Raw genomic sequence first — 16,344 nt, forward strand, 5'->3', positions numbered from 1 at the left:
ATTTCTCAACATTTATTTAACATTAAATCCATTAAATTAATCACATGCTGTAAATTTTTTAAAACACTAAAGAAAATTGCCCCCCCCATAAATACAGCGTCTAAATCACTATAAAAATCTATAAATACAATATATTAACACTTTATAAATGTGTATTCACACTCCACCATTACTTTAAACACCCTTCTTCATCAACCCTGCAATCCCCCTGCTCCCTTCACTACCAACTTTCTCAAGTTCTTCTATAACTAATTCTCGTCTCTCCACAGAATGATTTTGACTTAACTTCGCTTTTCCTTCTATTTTATTTATCTTTATTTTAAACCCAACTATTCCCCTACTTAATCCTTCCATATAATTCGGATCTACATCATTCAGTGAGTAGGCGCTTTTTGGATTTTCATATTTATGTACTAAATCTTGAAGTGAATCTATTAATTCCTGTTCATCTTCAACGATTTCTAACTCTCCATATACATGCAACGCAACATAGTTCCATGTTGGTACTGCTTTATTTGTTTCATACCATGATGGAGAGATATAACTATGTGGCCCTTGAAAAACAGCTAACACCTGTTGATTTCCACTATCTTTCCATTGCTCATTTGGACGTGCAAAATGACCATATAAAGTAAGTGTTTCCCTATTTAACAATAACGGTAAATGCGTTGCGTACGGTGCTCCGTTATGTTGAGAAAATAAAGTTGCAAAGCTATTTTGTTCAATAATTTCGTACTTCGTCTCTTCATCTTGTATTGTGAAATGTTTTGATATGTACATAAACGCCCTCTTTTCTTATCTTCTTATTTCCCATTATATTTACGAGATTTATTATTTGGCAGGGACAGATTGTAATTGTTTTTAAGGTCAGTAGTTATTTTCAAAATAATAGGTGGCAATGCATTTCTTTGCCACCTTAGTCTATTACAAACTCCTCTATTCAACTATCCTTCATAGCTTTTTCCAATACAGCTGCAATGAATTCCGTTTTACCTAAGCTATAACCTCTGAATATGTGTATCCTTAAAATCAGTCTCATACTTCAATCCATACCCAAGCATTCGATCCATCCCAATATGTGCTGTCCATATTAAACCAACCATTAAAATCGTATCCATCTTTAAATAGACCCCTATTAAAACAAGTAATATTGATATGATATATGTGTGAAATAGATTATAAATCTGTGCACCGACACGCTTGTTAATAGCGTACGCCACCATTGCTAAATCAGGTGCAAAAAGTAATACGATAAATAATAACCAACTAAATCCACATAATGCATATATATAAATCGCAGCTAATAAGACGACCAATCCTTCAAAATGTATAATTCGTTTCTCCAAACTCCATCATTCCTTATCTTTTAACTTAAAAATTTTATTCGGATTTAAAATATTTTGCGGATCAAGAGCTTTCTTTATTTTTTCCATTACTAAAAGCGCAGCCCCATGTTCTTCTTCTTGATACTTCTGCTTCCCTATTCCAACGCCATGCTCTCCTGTACACGTTCCGCCACGCTTAAGAGCATACAGTACTATACTTTCGTTTATTTCATCCGCTTTTTTCACTTCATCTTTATCGATTGGATCAATTATTAAGAGCACGTGAAAATTACCGTCTCCTACATGGCCAAGAATACCACCAACAAGACCAACTTTATCTAATGTCTCTTTCGCATGTTGTATTGCGCCAGCTAATTCTGAAATTGGAACACAAACATCCGTACTCATTAGCTTTTTACCAGGATAACTATGAACGTAAGAGTATGCTAAGTTATGTCTTGCATCCCACAATTTATTTCTCGCCGCTGTTTCAGTTTCAAAAGCGACTTCTTTACATTTATGATCAAAAACAATTTCCTTCGTAAACTCAATATCTTGCGTTAGCCCTGCTTCATTTCCGTGAAACTCTAAAAACAGTGTTGGTTCTTCTCTGTAATTTGTTTCATTATAATGATTTACTTGTTTCATAGATAGTTCATCAACGAGCTCTATTCTCGCAATTGGAATACCAGCTTGCAGTATATTAATAACAGCTTCTACTGCATCATTTATAGTTGGAAACGATGCTCTCGCAGCCATAACATGTTCTGGTATGCCGTATACTTTTACTGTTAGCTCTGTAAAGCATCCAAGCGTACCTTCTGATCCTACGAAAATACCATTTAAATGATAACCTGATGATGACTTCGCCGCTAAATTGCCAGTATGTATCACTTGTCCATCAGCAAGTACCACTTCTAAATCACGAACTTGATCACGCATTACGCCATACTTAACCGCTGTCGTTCCGCTCGCGTTTGTAGCAGCCATCCCTCCTAACGTTGCATCTGCGCCTGGATCTACACTAAAAAATAGACCATACTTTTTCAATTCTTTATTGAGCTGAGAACGAGTCACTCCTGGTTGTACTTTCACAAGAAAATCTTTCTCTCTTATTTCAAGTATTTTGTTCATTAATGAAAAATCAACCGTAATCCCCTTTTCATACGGAATTATATGGCCCTCTAAACTGGAGCCTACTCCAAATGGAACGACAGCCTTTCCATGCAGACTCGCTACTTTCATAATCTCGCTAACTTCTTCAGCCGTTTTTGGATACACAACTACATCCGGCAAACTACTAGTATGGTAAGATTCATCTTTACTATGTAACTCTCTTACTGTCTTATTAACCACTACTTGATCTTCAGGAAGTACATCCTTTAATTCATTTACTAAACGTTCAATTGTTATTTCCATTACGTACTCTCCTTTTATATTATTTACGCCGCATAAATTATACCATTTTTATACAAAATAATCAGAATAGTAAGATTCGTGTAATTTTATATATAAAAAAGAACTTGCAGTATTCCCTACAAGTTCTTTTTTATAAAACTACATTTTAGACGATTTCTTCAACAAAATCATAAACCAAACTAAAGTAAATGCCATCATAGAATGAGAGAACCCTACAATATAAGTTAACCCTTTAAAGTCCGCTCCATTTAGTTGAAGAAGTCCTCTCGCTGCCAACGAACCTAACATTAAAGTTAATGCGATATTATGTAAAACAAACCAGTTATTAAATCCTTTCACTTCATGAAAAGCGAATACTTTCGCTAATCCTAAAGCAATTAAAAAGAAGAAAAAGCCAAGTACTAACGTATGCGTATGCAACAGATTTAATAGTGTAGAGCCTAAAATCCCTTTATATTTCCCATACTCCCTAGCAAATATTCCTGACAATAAACCGATAATTAAATACGTAAACGATGCATTATATAATTTCTTCATTATATACCTCCTTGAGTAGAATGTGTAGTGTGTCATATTTAGTAATAATGATAGTTATATAGTAAAAACTCCTAGTTTCCTAGGAGTCATTGTATAAGTATCTCACTCTTTACAATCAATCCTAATTATAAAATATCCTTTTATACAAAACAATCGAACTTTATGTGAACAGTAACTCTCAATTAAAATAACTTGCACTTTTATTTTGCACAATCCATACTAATTATTATAACTTTTAAAGGTGGTGCAATAGATTGATAGTTCTTGAAACTGAACGGCTCACTCTTCGCTGGTTTGATATAAAGGACGCTCCATTTATTCTCGAATTAGTAAACGATCCTGCATGGATTCAGTTTATCGGTGATAAAGGGGTTAGAAACTTAGAAGATGCAACAAATTATATTTTAAACGGACCAGTCGATATGTATAATAAAATGGGCTTTGGTCTTTACTTAGTGGAACGAAAAGAAGATCTCACTCCACTTGGCATGTGCGGCCTTATTAAAAGAGATTCATTAGAAGACGTTGATATCGGCTTCGCCTTTTTAGAAAAATTCCGTTCAAAAGGATATGGCTATGAATCAGCTGCTGCGGTAATCGAATACGGTGTACAAAAACTAGGAATGAAACGAATTGTAGCAATTACTTCTATAGATAACACTGTTTCAGGAAAGCTTTTAGAAAAAGTAGGATTACGATTCGAGAAAATAATTTCAGACTCAGAAGAAGATCTGAAATTATTTGGGTATAACGCATAATAAAAAAGGTCGCCATTCACGGCGACCCTTTTACTATTTCACTTCTACCGTATAATTCCCTGTTCCCCCGCCGTACTGATATACATGTAAATAATACTTCCCTGGATGCGTATAGTAACTACCTACTAACTTATTTCCTTGTTGCTGAGCATACGTAACATAATTATTTAAATCTGCTTCTGAATAAAGAACCCAGTTTACCCCAATATTATTTTCCTTCGTTACGTTAATTTGAAGGTTTTTCGCAGTTTCTACATTTATTTCAAAGTAATCACTTGTATCACCGTTCCCTAAACTTGCACGTAACAGCTGATTTAACTGCAGTTTATTCGCTGTTTTAAATGTATTATTCGACTCTTTTTCTACACTGTTATCTTCTTTCTTTTGAACAGTTACACTCGTTGTATTCGTATTAGCTGCTCCTTTATCGTCTGTTACTGTTAATTTCGCTGTATACGTTCCTTCTTTTGTATATACGTGAGTTGGATTTTGTTCACTACTTACAGTATCATCGCCAAACTCCCATTTATAAGAAGCAATTTTCCCATCTTCATCTTTTGATCCATCGCTTTTAAACGAGATTGCTTCATTCACATTTCCGCTATACGGACCATTTATTACCGAAACTGGCGCTTTATTCTCTGCACCTTCTTCTGTATTAATGCCGTGGAACACAACATCATATTCAAACTGTCCTGATGCATTCACACGATAATTCACAAAGTACGCTGTTACTGTTTTATAGCCTGTCCATTCTTTTGCACTTAAACGTTTTAACGTATCATTAACGTTTTGCGTAATTGTTTTCCAGTCTTCATTTTCTCCTTTTGCAGCAGTACCTGTATACGTTCCTTGCAGTGTAAATGTATTAAAGAACTGTGATTTATTTTTCTTTACCGATACATTCTTTAATTTCGCTTCCGCTGTAATTTCTGCCGCAATATCTGAAACTGGTTTCGGTGCATGAGTTGCTACATAATCGTCTGATACGAGCGGAACATTATATTTATCACGATTATCAACTAACATTTGCATGTAGTCTTGATATTCTTTATTTAAATTTGCATCTTTACTTAAAGCAGAGCGATATGCATCATATGCTGTTACATCATTCTTTCTAATAAGATCATGAATTTTATCAAACATATCATATCTCTTATTGTACATATAAGATTGTAAAGCAAAGGAATAGTTATAAAAGTCCCAAGTTCCATACTTTGCATTTAATGTCCGCTCTGCCGTATAACGTTCTGCTGGATTTGAAGATAATCCTCCTATCATGCTCTTTCTTGGAACAACATTATCCGTTCTCGTTGCACCTGCAAAAAATTCAGCATTCCCTTCTTCAAACCAAGATAATCTCTCATTTTCATATAATTTACCTTGTCCCCAAAGTCCTGGCACTTCATATCTACCTTGTAAATAATGCGTGAATTCATGTCGGAATAACTCTTCTAAACTATATATACTCTCCCCGGGTGTACGTTCATAAGTAAAGAACGTTCCTGTTCCTTCTATATAAATACCACCATTATTTGTTTCATATCCGTATAATTGACGATTAAATTGATATTCAGCTGGGCTATTATAAATAACCATCGTCAACACATCATCAGGATTTCCTTTTTCTAGCGGCTGGTCACTTTCAACTGTACGATGAAATTGTGCCTTTACTTCTTTCGCTGCCCAATATAGACGTTTTACTTTTTCCTCAGTCACTTTATCTCCAGCTTTTAACACAATTGTCCCATCATCAAACGTATACGTTTTCGGCAAATATTTTTTCTTAGCCTCTTCTCGTATTTGATCTAAATCAACCACTTTACCATTCGCATCTTTCCCGCCATAATTCGTCGTAATTTGCTCAGCCGCTACGAAATATTGCTCACCTAAATACGGATAGAGTTTCATCGTATCCGTTACAACTTGCAATCCTTTCGTCCCTGTACTATGGAACGTACCGAGTCTACCTATATAATAGATTCCATTATTAATAAGCCATCCATTTTTCGCTGTAACTGTTCCAATTAACGCAAACCTACTTAATTCATTAATATAACTATCTATTTTTTGATACCACAGTGTATCTTTCGGCGCCTTTTCCGTGTCATATAAATAAGATTGAATATCATAATCTACACCTTGCATAATATCGTACACTGCATTACCTACTGAACGGTTATCTATAAATATAGAAAGATTATCATTATATTGTTTGAAAATGTTCGCAGCCGATGTAACCGTTTCTGCATCACTAGAAGCGTTGCCTATTAATTTCCCATATAATGATACGACTTTATTTTGTTCTAATGTACCTAGTTTAAAATCCGGATTTTGGGCAATCGTTTTCAATGCAGGTAAGCACTTGTCATGATAGCTTCGCTCATTTAGTTTGCTTAATTCTGTATGATAAAAACCTAAATAAAACCCAGACCGCAATACCTCTACTAATGTCTCAATCCCTTTTGAATCATCTTTCGTATAAGCTTGCCCTTGCTGCTTCAATTTATCAATAATCGCCTGCATCCTACTATCATTTTGATAGAATGCTAGACTGTCTTTATTAAACTGAAATAGCCCCGTAATTTGCTCCCAATCAATTGTTACAAGTAAATCTACCAACGCCTGATTGCTTAATTGATTTAATTCAGCTATTGTATAAGTTTTCGCCGCAGCTAACTGCTTACTTTCCTTTTGGACTTCAGGCGGTCTTTGCGATAAATCAGCAAATTGTAGCCTTTTCTCAAAAGATTTATTTTCTAGCACTTTCGATGAATGAGCTAATTCTTGCACTGGCAATTGCACACCAACCGGCTCCATTTTAAGCACATTTCGATAAGAAACTTGCTCTTCCTTAGTATCCTCCGCCAATATGTTCCCCGGAAAACTACTTAACATTAAACTAGCAAAACTTACCCCTACTAACACTTTTTTTGAATAACCTTTCATGTTCTCCCCTACCTTACATTTTTTTAATGTCCTACTTAGTTATTTTACTATTCTGACTATTTATCATGTATTGAGAAAGGTAAGGAAAACTCTTACAATTTTAGCTATTCAAAGGAAATTTCATTATTGACTTCCTGTGCGATTTATGTCAAAAAAGGATAAAAAATAGCGAAATTTATACTATTTTTTATCCCTCTTTTTCACTATTATGATTGTAGCTTTATAAACGTAACTGCCGGTAACGGTTGCATATGTTGAATGATGGTATTTTTTCTTTTGCTGATATATTTTTTAGTTGTATTCCTACTTTATAGATTACTCGTTTCCCGGTTAATCGAATTTCCCTTTCAATACCGATCATCGCTCCTAATAAACCAGCAACACCGATTCGTATAATTAAATAAATATGTAAGCTCACGAGCACTTCCCCCTTTCATTCATTATAGAAAGATAAAACAAAAATTATCACATGCATCTATCCATCAAAATAAAAGCATTTTATTAAAATACATTTAATATCCCAATGGATTTATGTTAATATTTTAAATATTAACATAAATAAAACTACCTACTTCTCATACGAAACTCTTTAAACTTTAACGTGCAACTTATTTTCAGTTGAATATGGCATATGAAATGGGGTTGAGAAATTTATAAATCACTTTCTTTTTATACTGAAATTTTGTTGAAATAAAATATAAATAAAGGGAGCCTACAAACGATGAATGTATCTTTAATTACACCTACTACCGATTTACAAGAAGAATACTTAGATTTTTATAACGAATGGAAAAATAGCGGTGAAACAATGATTCCGTGGGTTATCTCAAAAGACCCTTCTAATTTCACGGCAATGATTCAAGAATTACACGACGCACATAACGGAATAAATATACCTAAAACATGGGTACCAGATTCTACTTATTGGCTCATTACAAATGAAAATAAAGTTTTGGGAGCAGTTAATATTCGTCATAGTTTGACGGAGCATTTATTTAATGCTGGCGGCCATATCGGTTATGGCATTCGCCCTTCTGAAAGAAAAAAAGGATATGCTACGAAGTTACTCGAGTTGTCATTAGAGAAAACGAAGGAATTAAGCATTACGAAAGCACTTGTCGTTTGCGATGAAGTGAATACAGCTTCAGAGAAAACGATTTTACATAACGGCGGTCTCCGTGATGAAGATTTCACTGAAGAAGATGGTAATGTTGTGAGAAGGTATTGGATTGAGCTCTAAATAATCAAAAACAAGCCAGAAAGTGATTACACACTTTCTGGCTTGTTTTATACTGCTTCTATTTCAAACTGCACTGTAATACCACTTGGGTCTACTGCTGTAAATCCATTTGTAGTTTCATTTATTTCATGTTGTTTTTCTATTAATCTTTCTTTCACTTCATCTAACGCTTCTTTGTGTGGTAGTACAATGGTATATACTTTTAATCCAGTTGTATGTGCTGGTGGGTGCGGGTTATTTACCCCGTTCCACGTATTTGCACCGATATGGTGATGATAGCCTCCTGCCGAAATGAATAAGCAATCCTCTTCACGCTGTTGTACTTCAAAACCTACTGTATCTACATAAAACTCATGTGACTTCTCGACATCAGCTATTCGTAAATGTACGTGTCCAACAACAGTGTCAGCAGGTAAACCATCAAACTCATAATCAACGAGCGTTGCTAGTTCTTTTAAATCAAGTGGCGTACTTCCTCCTGGCCCTTCTCCCCACTGATCTCGAGGACGGTCCGCATAAATCTCAATACCGTTCCCCTCTAAATCTTGTAAATAAAACGCTTCACTATACGTATGATCACTTGCACTATTAAACCTTGAAATTGGTAAAATTTCATTTGAATATGTATAACGTCCTTCTTGTTCAGCTGGACTATCAATTACGTTCTTATTACGAATCACCCCAAATAGTGCCGAAGCAAAAGCCTCACGAGTCGGAACTAAAAAGGCTACATGATATATACCCGTCGTACGTGGTTCTTGAAGCGCTGCATCTTCTAACTTCTCAAGTACAAGTAGCGTACTCTCACCACCTTTTCCTGCTAAATATGCTTTATTCCCCTCTTGCTTAATTACTTCTAGCCCTACTACATTCTCATAAAAAGCAATTTGACTCTCTAAATCTTTTACTTTAAATGCAACATGACCAATACGTGTTTTCGGATGAATTTGTACCATGAATAACTTCCTCTCCTAGTCCTTTATTTCAAAACAAATTAACATAGCCGTTACTATGAAGGATACAACCAAAAACACACTATGTAAATAAGAAAAATCAGAATTAATAGTTTTCCATAGGCCATTAATGACAAAAAGCCATCTCCTCTGAAATTCAGAAGAGATGGCTTCTATTATATAAATCTTTTACTTTATTACCCTTTAACTATATATTTATTTCATCTTATGTACTTCAGCAACTAACTTTCCGCCCTGAATACCCATATAAAGCTTAACAGGAGCATCATTCGTATTTTCAAATACTAAGTCTAAATATGGATACGCAATTGTAGCATCTCTTCCCTGCGGGACATAACCTACTGTTTTAGAATGTGTAGTTCTCTCTACCATTTTTAAACCAGCTTGATCTGCTGCATTGTATAGCGTTGATGATGTTTGACAAACGCCACCACCATAACCATCTACTAATTTACCATCTACAATTTCTTTACCTAATTGATATCCTTTATCTGGCGTTGTATCACCGATTAATGCATTAAAAGAGAAACTGTCTCCTTTTGCTAATACAACTCCATTTATGCTCGCTGCTGACAAACGAATATTCTCAATACGGCCACCTGCTGAGCCACCTAAATTCGTTTCATATCTACCAATTACCGTGCCACTTCCTTGCGCATCACTTAATGTTGCAGTAGGCTTTTTCTCAACGATAGGTAACTGATATGAAGAATCCCACATACCTACATTTAATAATTTGTCTACTAATTCTTTTTCCATTAATTCATAAGAAGGCTTTCCTTCTTGCCATGATCCATCAGGCGCTATACGTGAAGGGACCATCTTTTTGTCAACGCTTTTCCCAACTTCACCAGCAACCTTCGTTACCGATTTTTTGAATTTCGCCTCATCTTCAAAATACCCTAAGCTCGATAAGTCTATTTTCTTCACTTCAGTACCAGTACGCCCATCCACTAGGCTAATTGAATCCTGTACGTCAGCCTTGGCCTCTACAACGTTCCCACCAAAATCACTTACTAATGCCACATCACTTACTTTTGTTCCACAACCACTTACTACAGCTACACATAGCACCCCTACTAATATACCCTTTATTTTTCGGAACAATATACTCTCTCCTTTTCCCCAACATTATTTCTTATGTATTATTTCATTTTTATGTATGTTTTGTTACAATCATTTTACAATATATTTAGAAAATGTTACAAGTTATTTTTTACTCTATTTAAATTACTCTTTTCTTTTGTAAATGTCTATACATATTTATATAAATTTTTGAGTTTGATAAGATTGTAACTTTTATGTAACCTATCTCTATCCAGTATATACCATTCAACAGATGAAATACAAATGTAAAACCCTTTCATTTCACCTCTCTAGTCACCTGCATACTTCAAAAACGGTAATACCACTTTCTCATATGTGATCATTATTAAACAACTTAAACCGAGCTTTTATAGGTAAAAACAATCATTCACTTCAGCGTATATAGGTATTTGCCGTGCCACTACTCCGCTTTCGCACATACATTATGATGAATTCAACCCACCTTTAAGAAATGGAGGAGTTTTTATGTATCCCTACAATCCTTATGATCCATATAAGCAATATGGTTACCAACCTCAGTATGATTTACAAGCACAATACCAACAATATATAGATCAAGCAGAGCAAGTTAATCCATATGATCCAAATAGACAATTTCAACTTCCAATCTCTTTTCCTGGCACTGGAAACCGTCAACTAGAACGACGAGTAAATGAGCTTGAGCAAAGAGTACGTCAACTAGAAAACACAGTTGAGCGTCATACTCGTAGACTAAACCGCTTAAATCAGCGTTTACGTACAGTAGAAAATAGACTAAACATTCCATTTTCAGCATTAGAAGACGGATTTTAATTTCGAAAATAACAAATATATAAGGAAGGGACTCCCCCTTCCTTATATAAATTGACGAAAGTTTTTTCCATCTCTATACTGATAAGAGTTAATGAAATGAAACAAGGTGATAAATATGGATTTTGAAATAAATTTTCTTTCCTTTTATGTAGTACAAGTAGAAGGAAAAGGTGAAGCAGTTGATAAACGCTATAAACATTTTCAAACATTAGACGCTGAAGAGTATGAAGATAGCTCTTTAAAAGAATTTTTGAATGGTGAATTATTAAAAATTTCAAAGCGAAAAGTAGAACGTCACGCAAAAACAGAACAAGCCCCAACAAAGATTGGTCGCTTTATTGTAGAAGAAGGGCACGAACTCGATTCAAACCCTCATTACAACTTATTTAATCGTATTCGCTTTGCAGAAACAAAAGAAAACTTCAAAGATATGAGCGAACCTCTCGTTTATACATACCTTGACACAAGTGCTGTACGTGGCGGTGTATTTTTAATCGCTCAAGCAAAACTACGCAAATACTTTGATGATCCATTCGTATTCGTAATGAAATGTGACTTCGAACCAAAGGTTGCTTCCATTTCTGATGAATCAACGCTTATTCGTAACGTTGAAATGGCCATCACAACAAAGAATATGAAATCTATCCAATACCCATACATGCCTGAAGAAGGTATGGTGGAGCCTGGCGAACTAAAAATACACCAAGCATCACACGCCCGCTACTTTGAGGACTTCTTAAAATTCGTCGAATACGAGCGCTCTATGCCTGAAATTATGAAAACACAAGTAATGGACATGGTATACGACCAAATTGAAGATGTATTTGAAGAAGGTACAGAAGAACGCGAACAGTTCGACCAAGCGATGGAAGTATGGGCTGCCAGTCCAAAACGTGAAATCATGGAACAGTTTTCAACAGAAGAAGTAATGGAAGCTACTGCTCAAATCGTCGAGCACGCCCCTGAAGTAGAATTAAAGCTAAAAGCAGATCATATCTCTGTGAAGGCGTTGCTTGCTGATTTCGGAGATCTGATTCATATCGCTAAGGTAAATGACAGATACGTACTAATGATCGAAGCAGATACTCTTACGTTTGAGAAAGGGTTCTCTCCGATTGAGTTTTTGAAGCCGGATGAATTGCAAGACGTGATTGAGCGGATTGAGAAGAAGCAACAGTTTGGGTATGATCCGAGCGGGATTGAATAGAACTCTTTTATAAACAGTGACTACTAAAGTGTTTAAAATATCAATTATGTGTTCACAAGCGTGAACACCCAGTACTAAAATTCTTGGTTCTAATATTAAATAAATGCTTCCATATAACTATTTTTTACTGAGTGCTATTCACAAGCGCTCTTTTATTTTGGTCACATTTCCGTGTCTATTTGGTGGTCACTAAAAGTATATGGGTACTAAAACTTTCTACTATTTGAGTTTTTGAAGTCGGATGAGCTGCAGGACGTGATTGAGCGGACTGAGAAGAAGCAGGGATACTAATATGTTTGTGTGATTTACAGAAACAAGCTATCATTTTATAGATTTAATTTTACCATTAACTACTTTCCTCCCCTCTAAACCCATATACATAAGATGCTATATCTATTTGGGAGGTGTAGGGGTTGTTCTTAAATCAAAATCCACAGCTTGCTTCTTATGAAATAGGAGATTGGTCATATGGTGACCTTAATGTTCGTACTTGGGGGGGAAGGAGCTTCGCTTAAATTAGGTAAGTTCTGTTCCATAGCCGACCATGTAACAGTCTTTTTAGGTGGCGAACACAGAACAGATTGGATTAGTACCTATCCATTTAATGTGATAGTTCCTGAGGGTGCGGGGTTTAGCGGTCATCCGAAAACTAAGGGAGATGTAATCATTGGTCATGACGTTTGGATAGGCAGTGGCGCTATGATTATGTCTGGAGTCAAAGTCGGAAACGGAGCTGTTATTGGCGCAAGAAGCGTTGTAACACGAGATATCCCGCCGTATGGAATAGTAGCAGGTAATCCAGCAAAGTTGGTTCGGTATCGTTTCTCACCAGAAGTGATTGAAGAACTTCAACAAATTTCTTGGTGGGACTGGGATATATCTACTATCACGGCGTCTTTACATTTTCTTCTTCCAGATAATGTCAGTGAGTTTATTCGAGAATATAAAGAATAATTAACTCACTTAAAAAGTAAATACTAAAAAACTCCTATATCTATAAATGGAATAGGAGTTTTTACATTGCTCACTAATAAATTCTCCTCATAACAAGTACTAGCCTTAGCTACCTTAATACATTTACGTTACCTTTCCCTCTTCCTGCACCTTCTCCATCTCAGCCAAATACCTAAGCTGCCTTTCCGCCTTTCTCACCGCAGTAGGAAAGTGTTTTTTCAAAAGTTCTACTGCAGATTCACTTATATAATATCTTTCCGTTATACTTTCCCACGTGTCACTACTTTCAAATGCACTCCATACAAAAGGACGCTCTGTATTTTTTCTCAGTTCTTTAAACACCCATTTTCGCATCCTTTTTTTCGCTTTTTCTGTTAGTTTTCCGTTCTTTACAAGTTCAAGCTCACCATGTCTCTTGTATCGCTTGTTAATATCTCTCTCGCCACATACTTTCAGAAAGATATTTGCTGTATTCTCAGCATCTGCGAAAGCACGATGTTGCCTACCTTCCCATGTTAAACCGAGCTGCTCCACTGCAAATTGTAAACTTGGTGTATGCTCAAATAATTCTTCATATGCCTGGAAAACAAATTTTTGCACATCAAATCTGCTCTCTTTTTCCATACATGGGCATTCTATACCGTATAATGTACAATCTTGAGATAGAAAACGATAATCTTCTTTTCCCCATGAAATAAATATAGAATCTTCTCCGATGAACTGAATAAATTTCTCTATAATTTGAGGGAATTTCTCTGCACCAATTAAATCTTTCTTTGTAATTCCAGTTAATTTTGTTGTATGACGAGTTAATGGGGCACTTGGTTTTACTAACTCTGAAAATTCTCCAATAACCTTCATTGTACTCACATCTATTTTTACAGCTCCAATATCAACTATTTCTGACGGATCTTCTGATTTATACGGCCTAAAATTCCTTTCAATATCAAACACAATAAAGTGTGTAGCGTTTTTCAATTTGTATACCTCTTTCTAATTCCTATTAATATGAAAAGCCTAATTAACAGCTTCACTTTATTTTCAGTATCTATTTATACATGCAGTTTATACATTTAATACATTTAGATATAAATCGAAAATTCAGTCTTATTATCACATGTAAATAGGAGGACCTTCAATAAAAACGCAAAAAAAAGAAGGGCAAGCCCTTCTTTTTTCATAATTACTTCTTGTTTACGTTTGTAGCTTGAGGTCCACGGTTACCTTGTTCTACTTCGAAAGTAACTTCTTGACCTTCTTCTAAAGATTTGAAGCCGTCGCCTTGGATAGCTGAGAAATGAACGAATACGTCTTCTCCGCCTTCAACCTCGATGAAACCGAAACCTTTTTCTGCGTTAAACCATTTTACTTTACCGTTTTGCATTTAAAAAATCCTCCTACAATGTACCTATATGTACATATTCATTTTCAACCACTTTACAATAATACATCATATATTAAAAAACTGCAACCCCCGAGGAGATTTAACATTGCTATCCTCCTCGGAAGTTACAGCTCATTTAAATCTCTATATTATTAAAAGTAAAATGGTTTAAAGTAACTATATCATATCAATATAATAAAAGTAAAGTTTTTTTAAGCTATACAGCTTTTTTCTTCCATTGCATCTCTTTTAATTCACCTGATCCAGCTACAACATAGCCTTCTTTTTCATTAACAATGCGCCAACCATGCCCTTTAACCGAATCACATACTGTAACAATTCCTTCTTCAAGAAGCACACGGCAAACGGTACTAATTCCCGCCTTATTTTGCGTTGACGTTGTATATAACACATGTTGATCCACACTTAAATCTAAATAACTACTCGCTTTTTGTTCACTTTGACATGTATGCCAACCTATTTTATCACTTTCGATACTCTCATCTATTCTGCAAAAAGAAATATTCCCGCTAATTCCCTTGCACGATCCACTTGCCGCTACTAAATAGGAATTATGTATAGTCAACGCAGAAATCATCTGATTCATCGCTATTTTAATCCTTTTTAATTTACGTGTCTCTAAATCAAAAAGCCAAACACCACCATATTTAGTATGTATTTTCGTACCGATAAATAAGTAATGTTTATATAAAAATAATGATCGAATGGATGGTGCCTCACTACCGTAATTAAGAAATGGCTGAATAGTCTCCCATGTGGAACCAAAATTATTAGAATGATACAGTGTTTTATCTCCATGAGCAATTACTGTTCCATTCTCATTACTACATACATTCCAGCTCGTTGCTTTCGTTGGAAAGCGCTGGATCGTCCACGTTTCTCCACCATTCATACTACGAATAAAAACTCCTTCGTCTCCTACTCCATAAACTACGTTACCTTCACTATGTAAATCTCGAATTCGTTTTTGGAAACCCGTTAAAGCCTGTTTCCATTCTCCATCTTTTTCAATGAATAAACCATTATATGTAGTAGCTAACAAAAGCTTTCCATCTCTTAACTTTGTAATAGCAGTTGCACTTAACATTGTTTCCACGTTGACACTCCCATTCCTAGAACTTCTCGGCAAAAGCAATTGCAAAATCACTGCATTTTTCAACGTCTTCTTTATCTTCTGGAGCTAATTCAATTTTCAATCCTTCTTGTACGAGTTCTGCCCCGCATTTTACAAGACGTTCTTCAAATATCGTTACCGCTTCACAAAACAGTTCATACGCCGTATCACCTGATCCTAAAACAGCCACTTTTTTACCCGTTAAATCTATATTTTCTAACTCATCATGGAAATCTTCCGCTTCAAATGGTAATTCACCATCACCCCACGTATAAGATCCTAAAATGATTCCATCATAAGCTAATAATTCTTCAGCATCCATACCTTCCATCTCTTGCAATACTACTTCATGATCAAAGGCATCTAAACTTACTTTAATTAAATCAGCAATACTCTCTGTATTCCCTGACATACTTGCATACGCTATTAAAATTTTCGCCACTTTGGCATCCCCCTCTTACAATAAATGATTCTCATTCTCATTATATTAATAATGAGAATCAATTTCAATTATATTTTTTGTTATTTTATTTAATTCCATAAAAAAAGAACAGATGACTATA

At 35.2% G+C, this 16,344-nt stretch carries 15 protein-coding genes and 2 pseudogenes; 5 read left to right on the forward strand and 12 right to left on the reverse strand.

Translation table 11 applies throughout. The features are described 5' to 3' along the window. Window positions 1-174: 174 nt before the first annotated feature. The 4 genes from V7038_RS23020 to V7038_RS23035 form a co-directional block, all read right to left on the reverse strand. On the reverse strand, window positions 175-780 hold the full coding sequence (locus V7038_RS23020) for an FMN-binding negative transcriptional regulator (RefSeq protein ID WP_335695668.1): 606 nt from the start codon (window positions 778-780) through the stop codon (window positions 175-177). A 218-nt stretch (window positions 781-998) separates the two neighbouring features. Further along, entirely contained in the window at window positions 999-1,346 is a 348-nt protein-coding gene (locus tag V7038_RS23025) for a DUF4260 domain-containing protein (protein ID WP_000415340.1), read from the reverse strand. Between the two features lie 6 nt (window positions 1,347-1,352). After that, window positions 1,353-2,744 (reverse strand): FAD-binding oxidoreductase, encoded by a 1,392-nt coding sequence (locus tag V7038_RS23030; RefSeq protein ID WP_335695669.1) that lies wholly within the window; start codon window positions 2,742-2,744, stop codon window positions 1,353-1,355. Between the two features lie 138 nt (window positions 2,745-2,882). Then, on the reverse strand, window positions 2,883-3,281 hold the full coding sequence (locus V7038_RS23035) for a DUF2871 family protein (RefSeq protein WP_002111062.1): 399 nt from the start codon (window positions 3,279-3,281) through the stop codon (window positions 2,883-2,885). 254 nt (window positions 3,282-3,535) lie between these two features. On the opposite strand from V7038_RS23035, the gene V7038_RS23040 reads away from it, so the two are divergent. After that, window positions 3,536-4,039, forward strand: a complete 504-nt coding sequence (locus V7038_RS23040; RefSeq protein WP_070139778.1) for a GNAT family N-acetyltransferase — start codon at window positions 3,536-3,538, stop codon at window positions 4,037-4,039. Between the two features lie 33 nt (window positions 4,040-4,072). On the opposite strand, the gene colA is transcribed toward V7038_RS23040, so the two are convergent. Together colA and V7038_RS23050 are read right to left on the reverse strand one after the other, a co-directional pair. Next, window positions 4,073-6,988, reverse strand: a complete 2,916-nt coding sequence (colA, locus tag V7038_RS23045; protein ID WP_070169732.1) for a collagenase ColA — start codon at window positions 6,986-6,988, stop codon at window positions 4,073-4,075. Between the two features lie 206 nt (window positions 6,989-7,194). Beyond that, a pseudogene (locus tag V7038_RS23050) lies at window positions 7,195-7,304 on the reverse strand (MgtC/SapB family protein); the annotation flags it as partial. 405 nt (window positions 7,305-7,709) lie between these two features. Between V7038_RS23050 and V7038_RS23055 the strand changes: the two are divergent. Next, entirely contained in the window at window positions 7,710-8,228 is a 519-nt protein-coding gene (locus V7038_RS23055) for a GNAT family N-acetyltransferase (protein WP_002111067.1), read from the forward strand. Window positions 8,229-8,275: 47 nt separating this feature from the next. Here V7038_RS23055 and V7038_RS23060 read toward each other — a convergent pair whose 3' ends face one another. Next, window positions 8,276-9,184 carry a VOC family protein gene (locus V7038_RS23060; RefSeq protein ID WP_002111069.1) on the reverse strand — a complete coding sequence of 303 codons (909 nt, stop codon included), beginning with the start codon at window positions 9,182-9,184 and terminating at the stop codon, window positions 8,276-8,278. A 213-nt stretch (window positions 9,185-9,397) separates the two neighbouring features. Further along, window positions 9,398-10,309, reverse strand: a complete 912-nt coding sequence (locus V7038_RS23065) for a VanW family protein (protein ID WP_002111070.1) — start codon at window positions 10,307-10,309, stop codon at window positions 9,398-9,400. Between the two features lie 465 nt (window positions 10,310-10,774). On the opposite strand from V7038_RS23065, the gene V7038_RS23070 reads away from it, so the two are divergent. The 3 genes and pseudogenes from V7038_RS23070 (at window position 10,775) to V7038_RS23080 (ending at window position 13,262) form a co-directional block, all read left to right on the forward strand. Beyond that, window positions 10,775-11,101, forward strand: coding sequence for a hypothetical protein (locus V7038_RS23070; protein ID WP_335695670.1), 327 nt, complete (start codon window positions 10,775-10,777; stop codon window positions 11,099-11,101). Window positions 11,102-11,216: 115 nt separating this feature from the next. Continuing rightward, complete coding sequence (locus V7038_RS23075; RefSeq protein ID WP_002111072.1) at window positions 11,217-12,308, forward strand: DUF3900 domain-containing protein; 1,092 nt, start codon at window positions 11,217-11,219, stop codon at window positions 12,306-12,308. A 413-nt stretch (window positions 12,309-12,721) separates the two neighbouring features. After that, a pseudogene (locus tag V7038_RS23080) lies at window positions 12,722-13,262 on the forward strand (CatB-related O-acetyltransferase). Window positions 13,263-13,385: 123 nt separating this feature from the next. Here V7038_RS23080 and V7038_RS23085 read toward each other — a convergent pair. The 4 genes from V7038_RS23085 to V7038_RS23100 form a co-directional block, all read right to left on the reverse strand. Further along, the gene (locus V7038_RS23085; protein WP_002111074.1) at window positions 13,386-14,240 is read right to left on the reverse strand and encodes an exonuclease; all 855 of its coding nucleotides are present in this window, start codon (window positions 14,238-14,240) and stop codon (window positions 13,386-13,388) included. A gap of 205 nt (window positions 14,241-14,445) precedes the next feature. After that, entirely contained in the window at window positions 14,446-14,646 is a 201-nt protein-coding gene (gene cspB / locus V7038_RS23090) for a cold shock-like protein CspB (protein ID WP_001179147.1), read from the reverse strand. Window positions 14,647-14,863: 217 nt separating this feature from the next. Next, window positions 14,864-15,763, reverse strand: coding sequence for a WD40/YVTN/BNR-like repeat-containing protein (locus tag V7038_RS23095; protein ID WP_002111075.1), 900 nt, complete (start codon window positions 15,761-15,763; stop codon window positions 14,864-14,866). A gap of 16 nt (window positions 15,764-15,779) precedes the next feature. Then, the gene (locus V7038_RS23100; protein ID WP_335695671.1) at window positions 15,780-16,223 is read right to left on the reverse strand and encodes a flavodoxin; all 444 of its coding nucleotides are present in this window, start codon (window positions 16,221-16,223) and stop codon (window positions 15,780-15,782) included. Between the last annotated feature and the right edge of the window lie 121 nt (window positions 16,224-16,344).

The sequence above is a fragment of the Bacillus sp. JJ783 genome, assembly GCF_036963225.1.
Classification (GTDB): domain Bacteria; phylum Bacillota; class Bacilli; order Bacillales; family Bacillaceae_G; genus Bacillus_A; species Bacillus_A cereus_U.

Excerpts from the sequence above, each read along its gene's own strand:
- V7038_RS23020 (WP_335695668.1), bottom strand. The coding sequence starts at position 780 with ATGTACATATCAAAACATTTCACAATACAAGATGAAGAGACGAAGTAC.
- V7038_RS23030 (WP_335695669.1), bottom strand. The coding sequence starts at position 2,744 with ATGGAAATAACAATTGAACGTTTAGTAAATGAATTAAAGGATGTACTT.
- V7038_RS23035 (WP_002111062.1), bottom strand. The coding sequence starts at position 3,281 with ATGAAGAAATTATATAATGCATCGTTTACGTATTTAATTATCGGTTTA.
- colA (WP_070169732.1), bottom strand. The coding sequence starts at position 6,988 with ATGAAAGGTTATTCAAAAAAAGTGTTAGTAGGGGTAAGTTTTGCTAGT.
- V7038_RS23055 (WP_002111067.1), top strand. The coding sequence starts at position 7,710 with ATGAATGTATCTTTAATTACACCTACTACCGATTTACAAGAAGAATAC.
- V7038_RS23060 (WP_002111069.1), bottom strand. The coding sequence starts at position 9,184 with ATGGTACAAATTCATCCGAAAACACGTATTGGTCATGTTGCATTTAAA.
- V7038_RS23070 (WP_335695670.1), top strand. The coding sequence starts at position 10,775 with ATGTATCCCTACAATCCTTATGATCCATATAAGCAATATGGTTACCAA.
- V7038_RS23075 (WP_002111072.1), top strand. The coding sequence starts at position 11,217 with ATGGATTTTGAAATAAATTTTCTTTCCTTTTATGTAGTACAAGTAGAA.
- cspB (WP_001179147.1), bottom strand. The coding sequence starts at position 14,646 with ATGCAAAACGGTAAAGTAAAATGGTTTAACGCAGAAAAAGGTTTCGGT.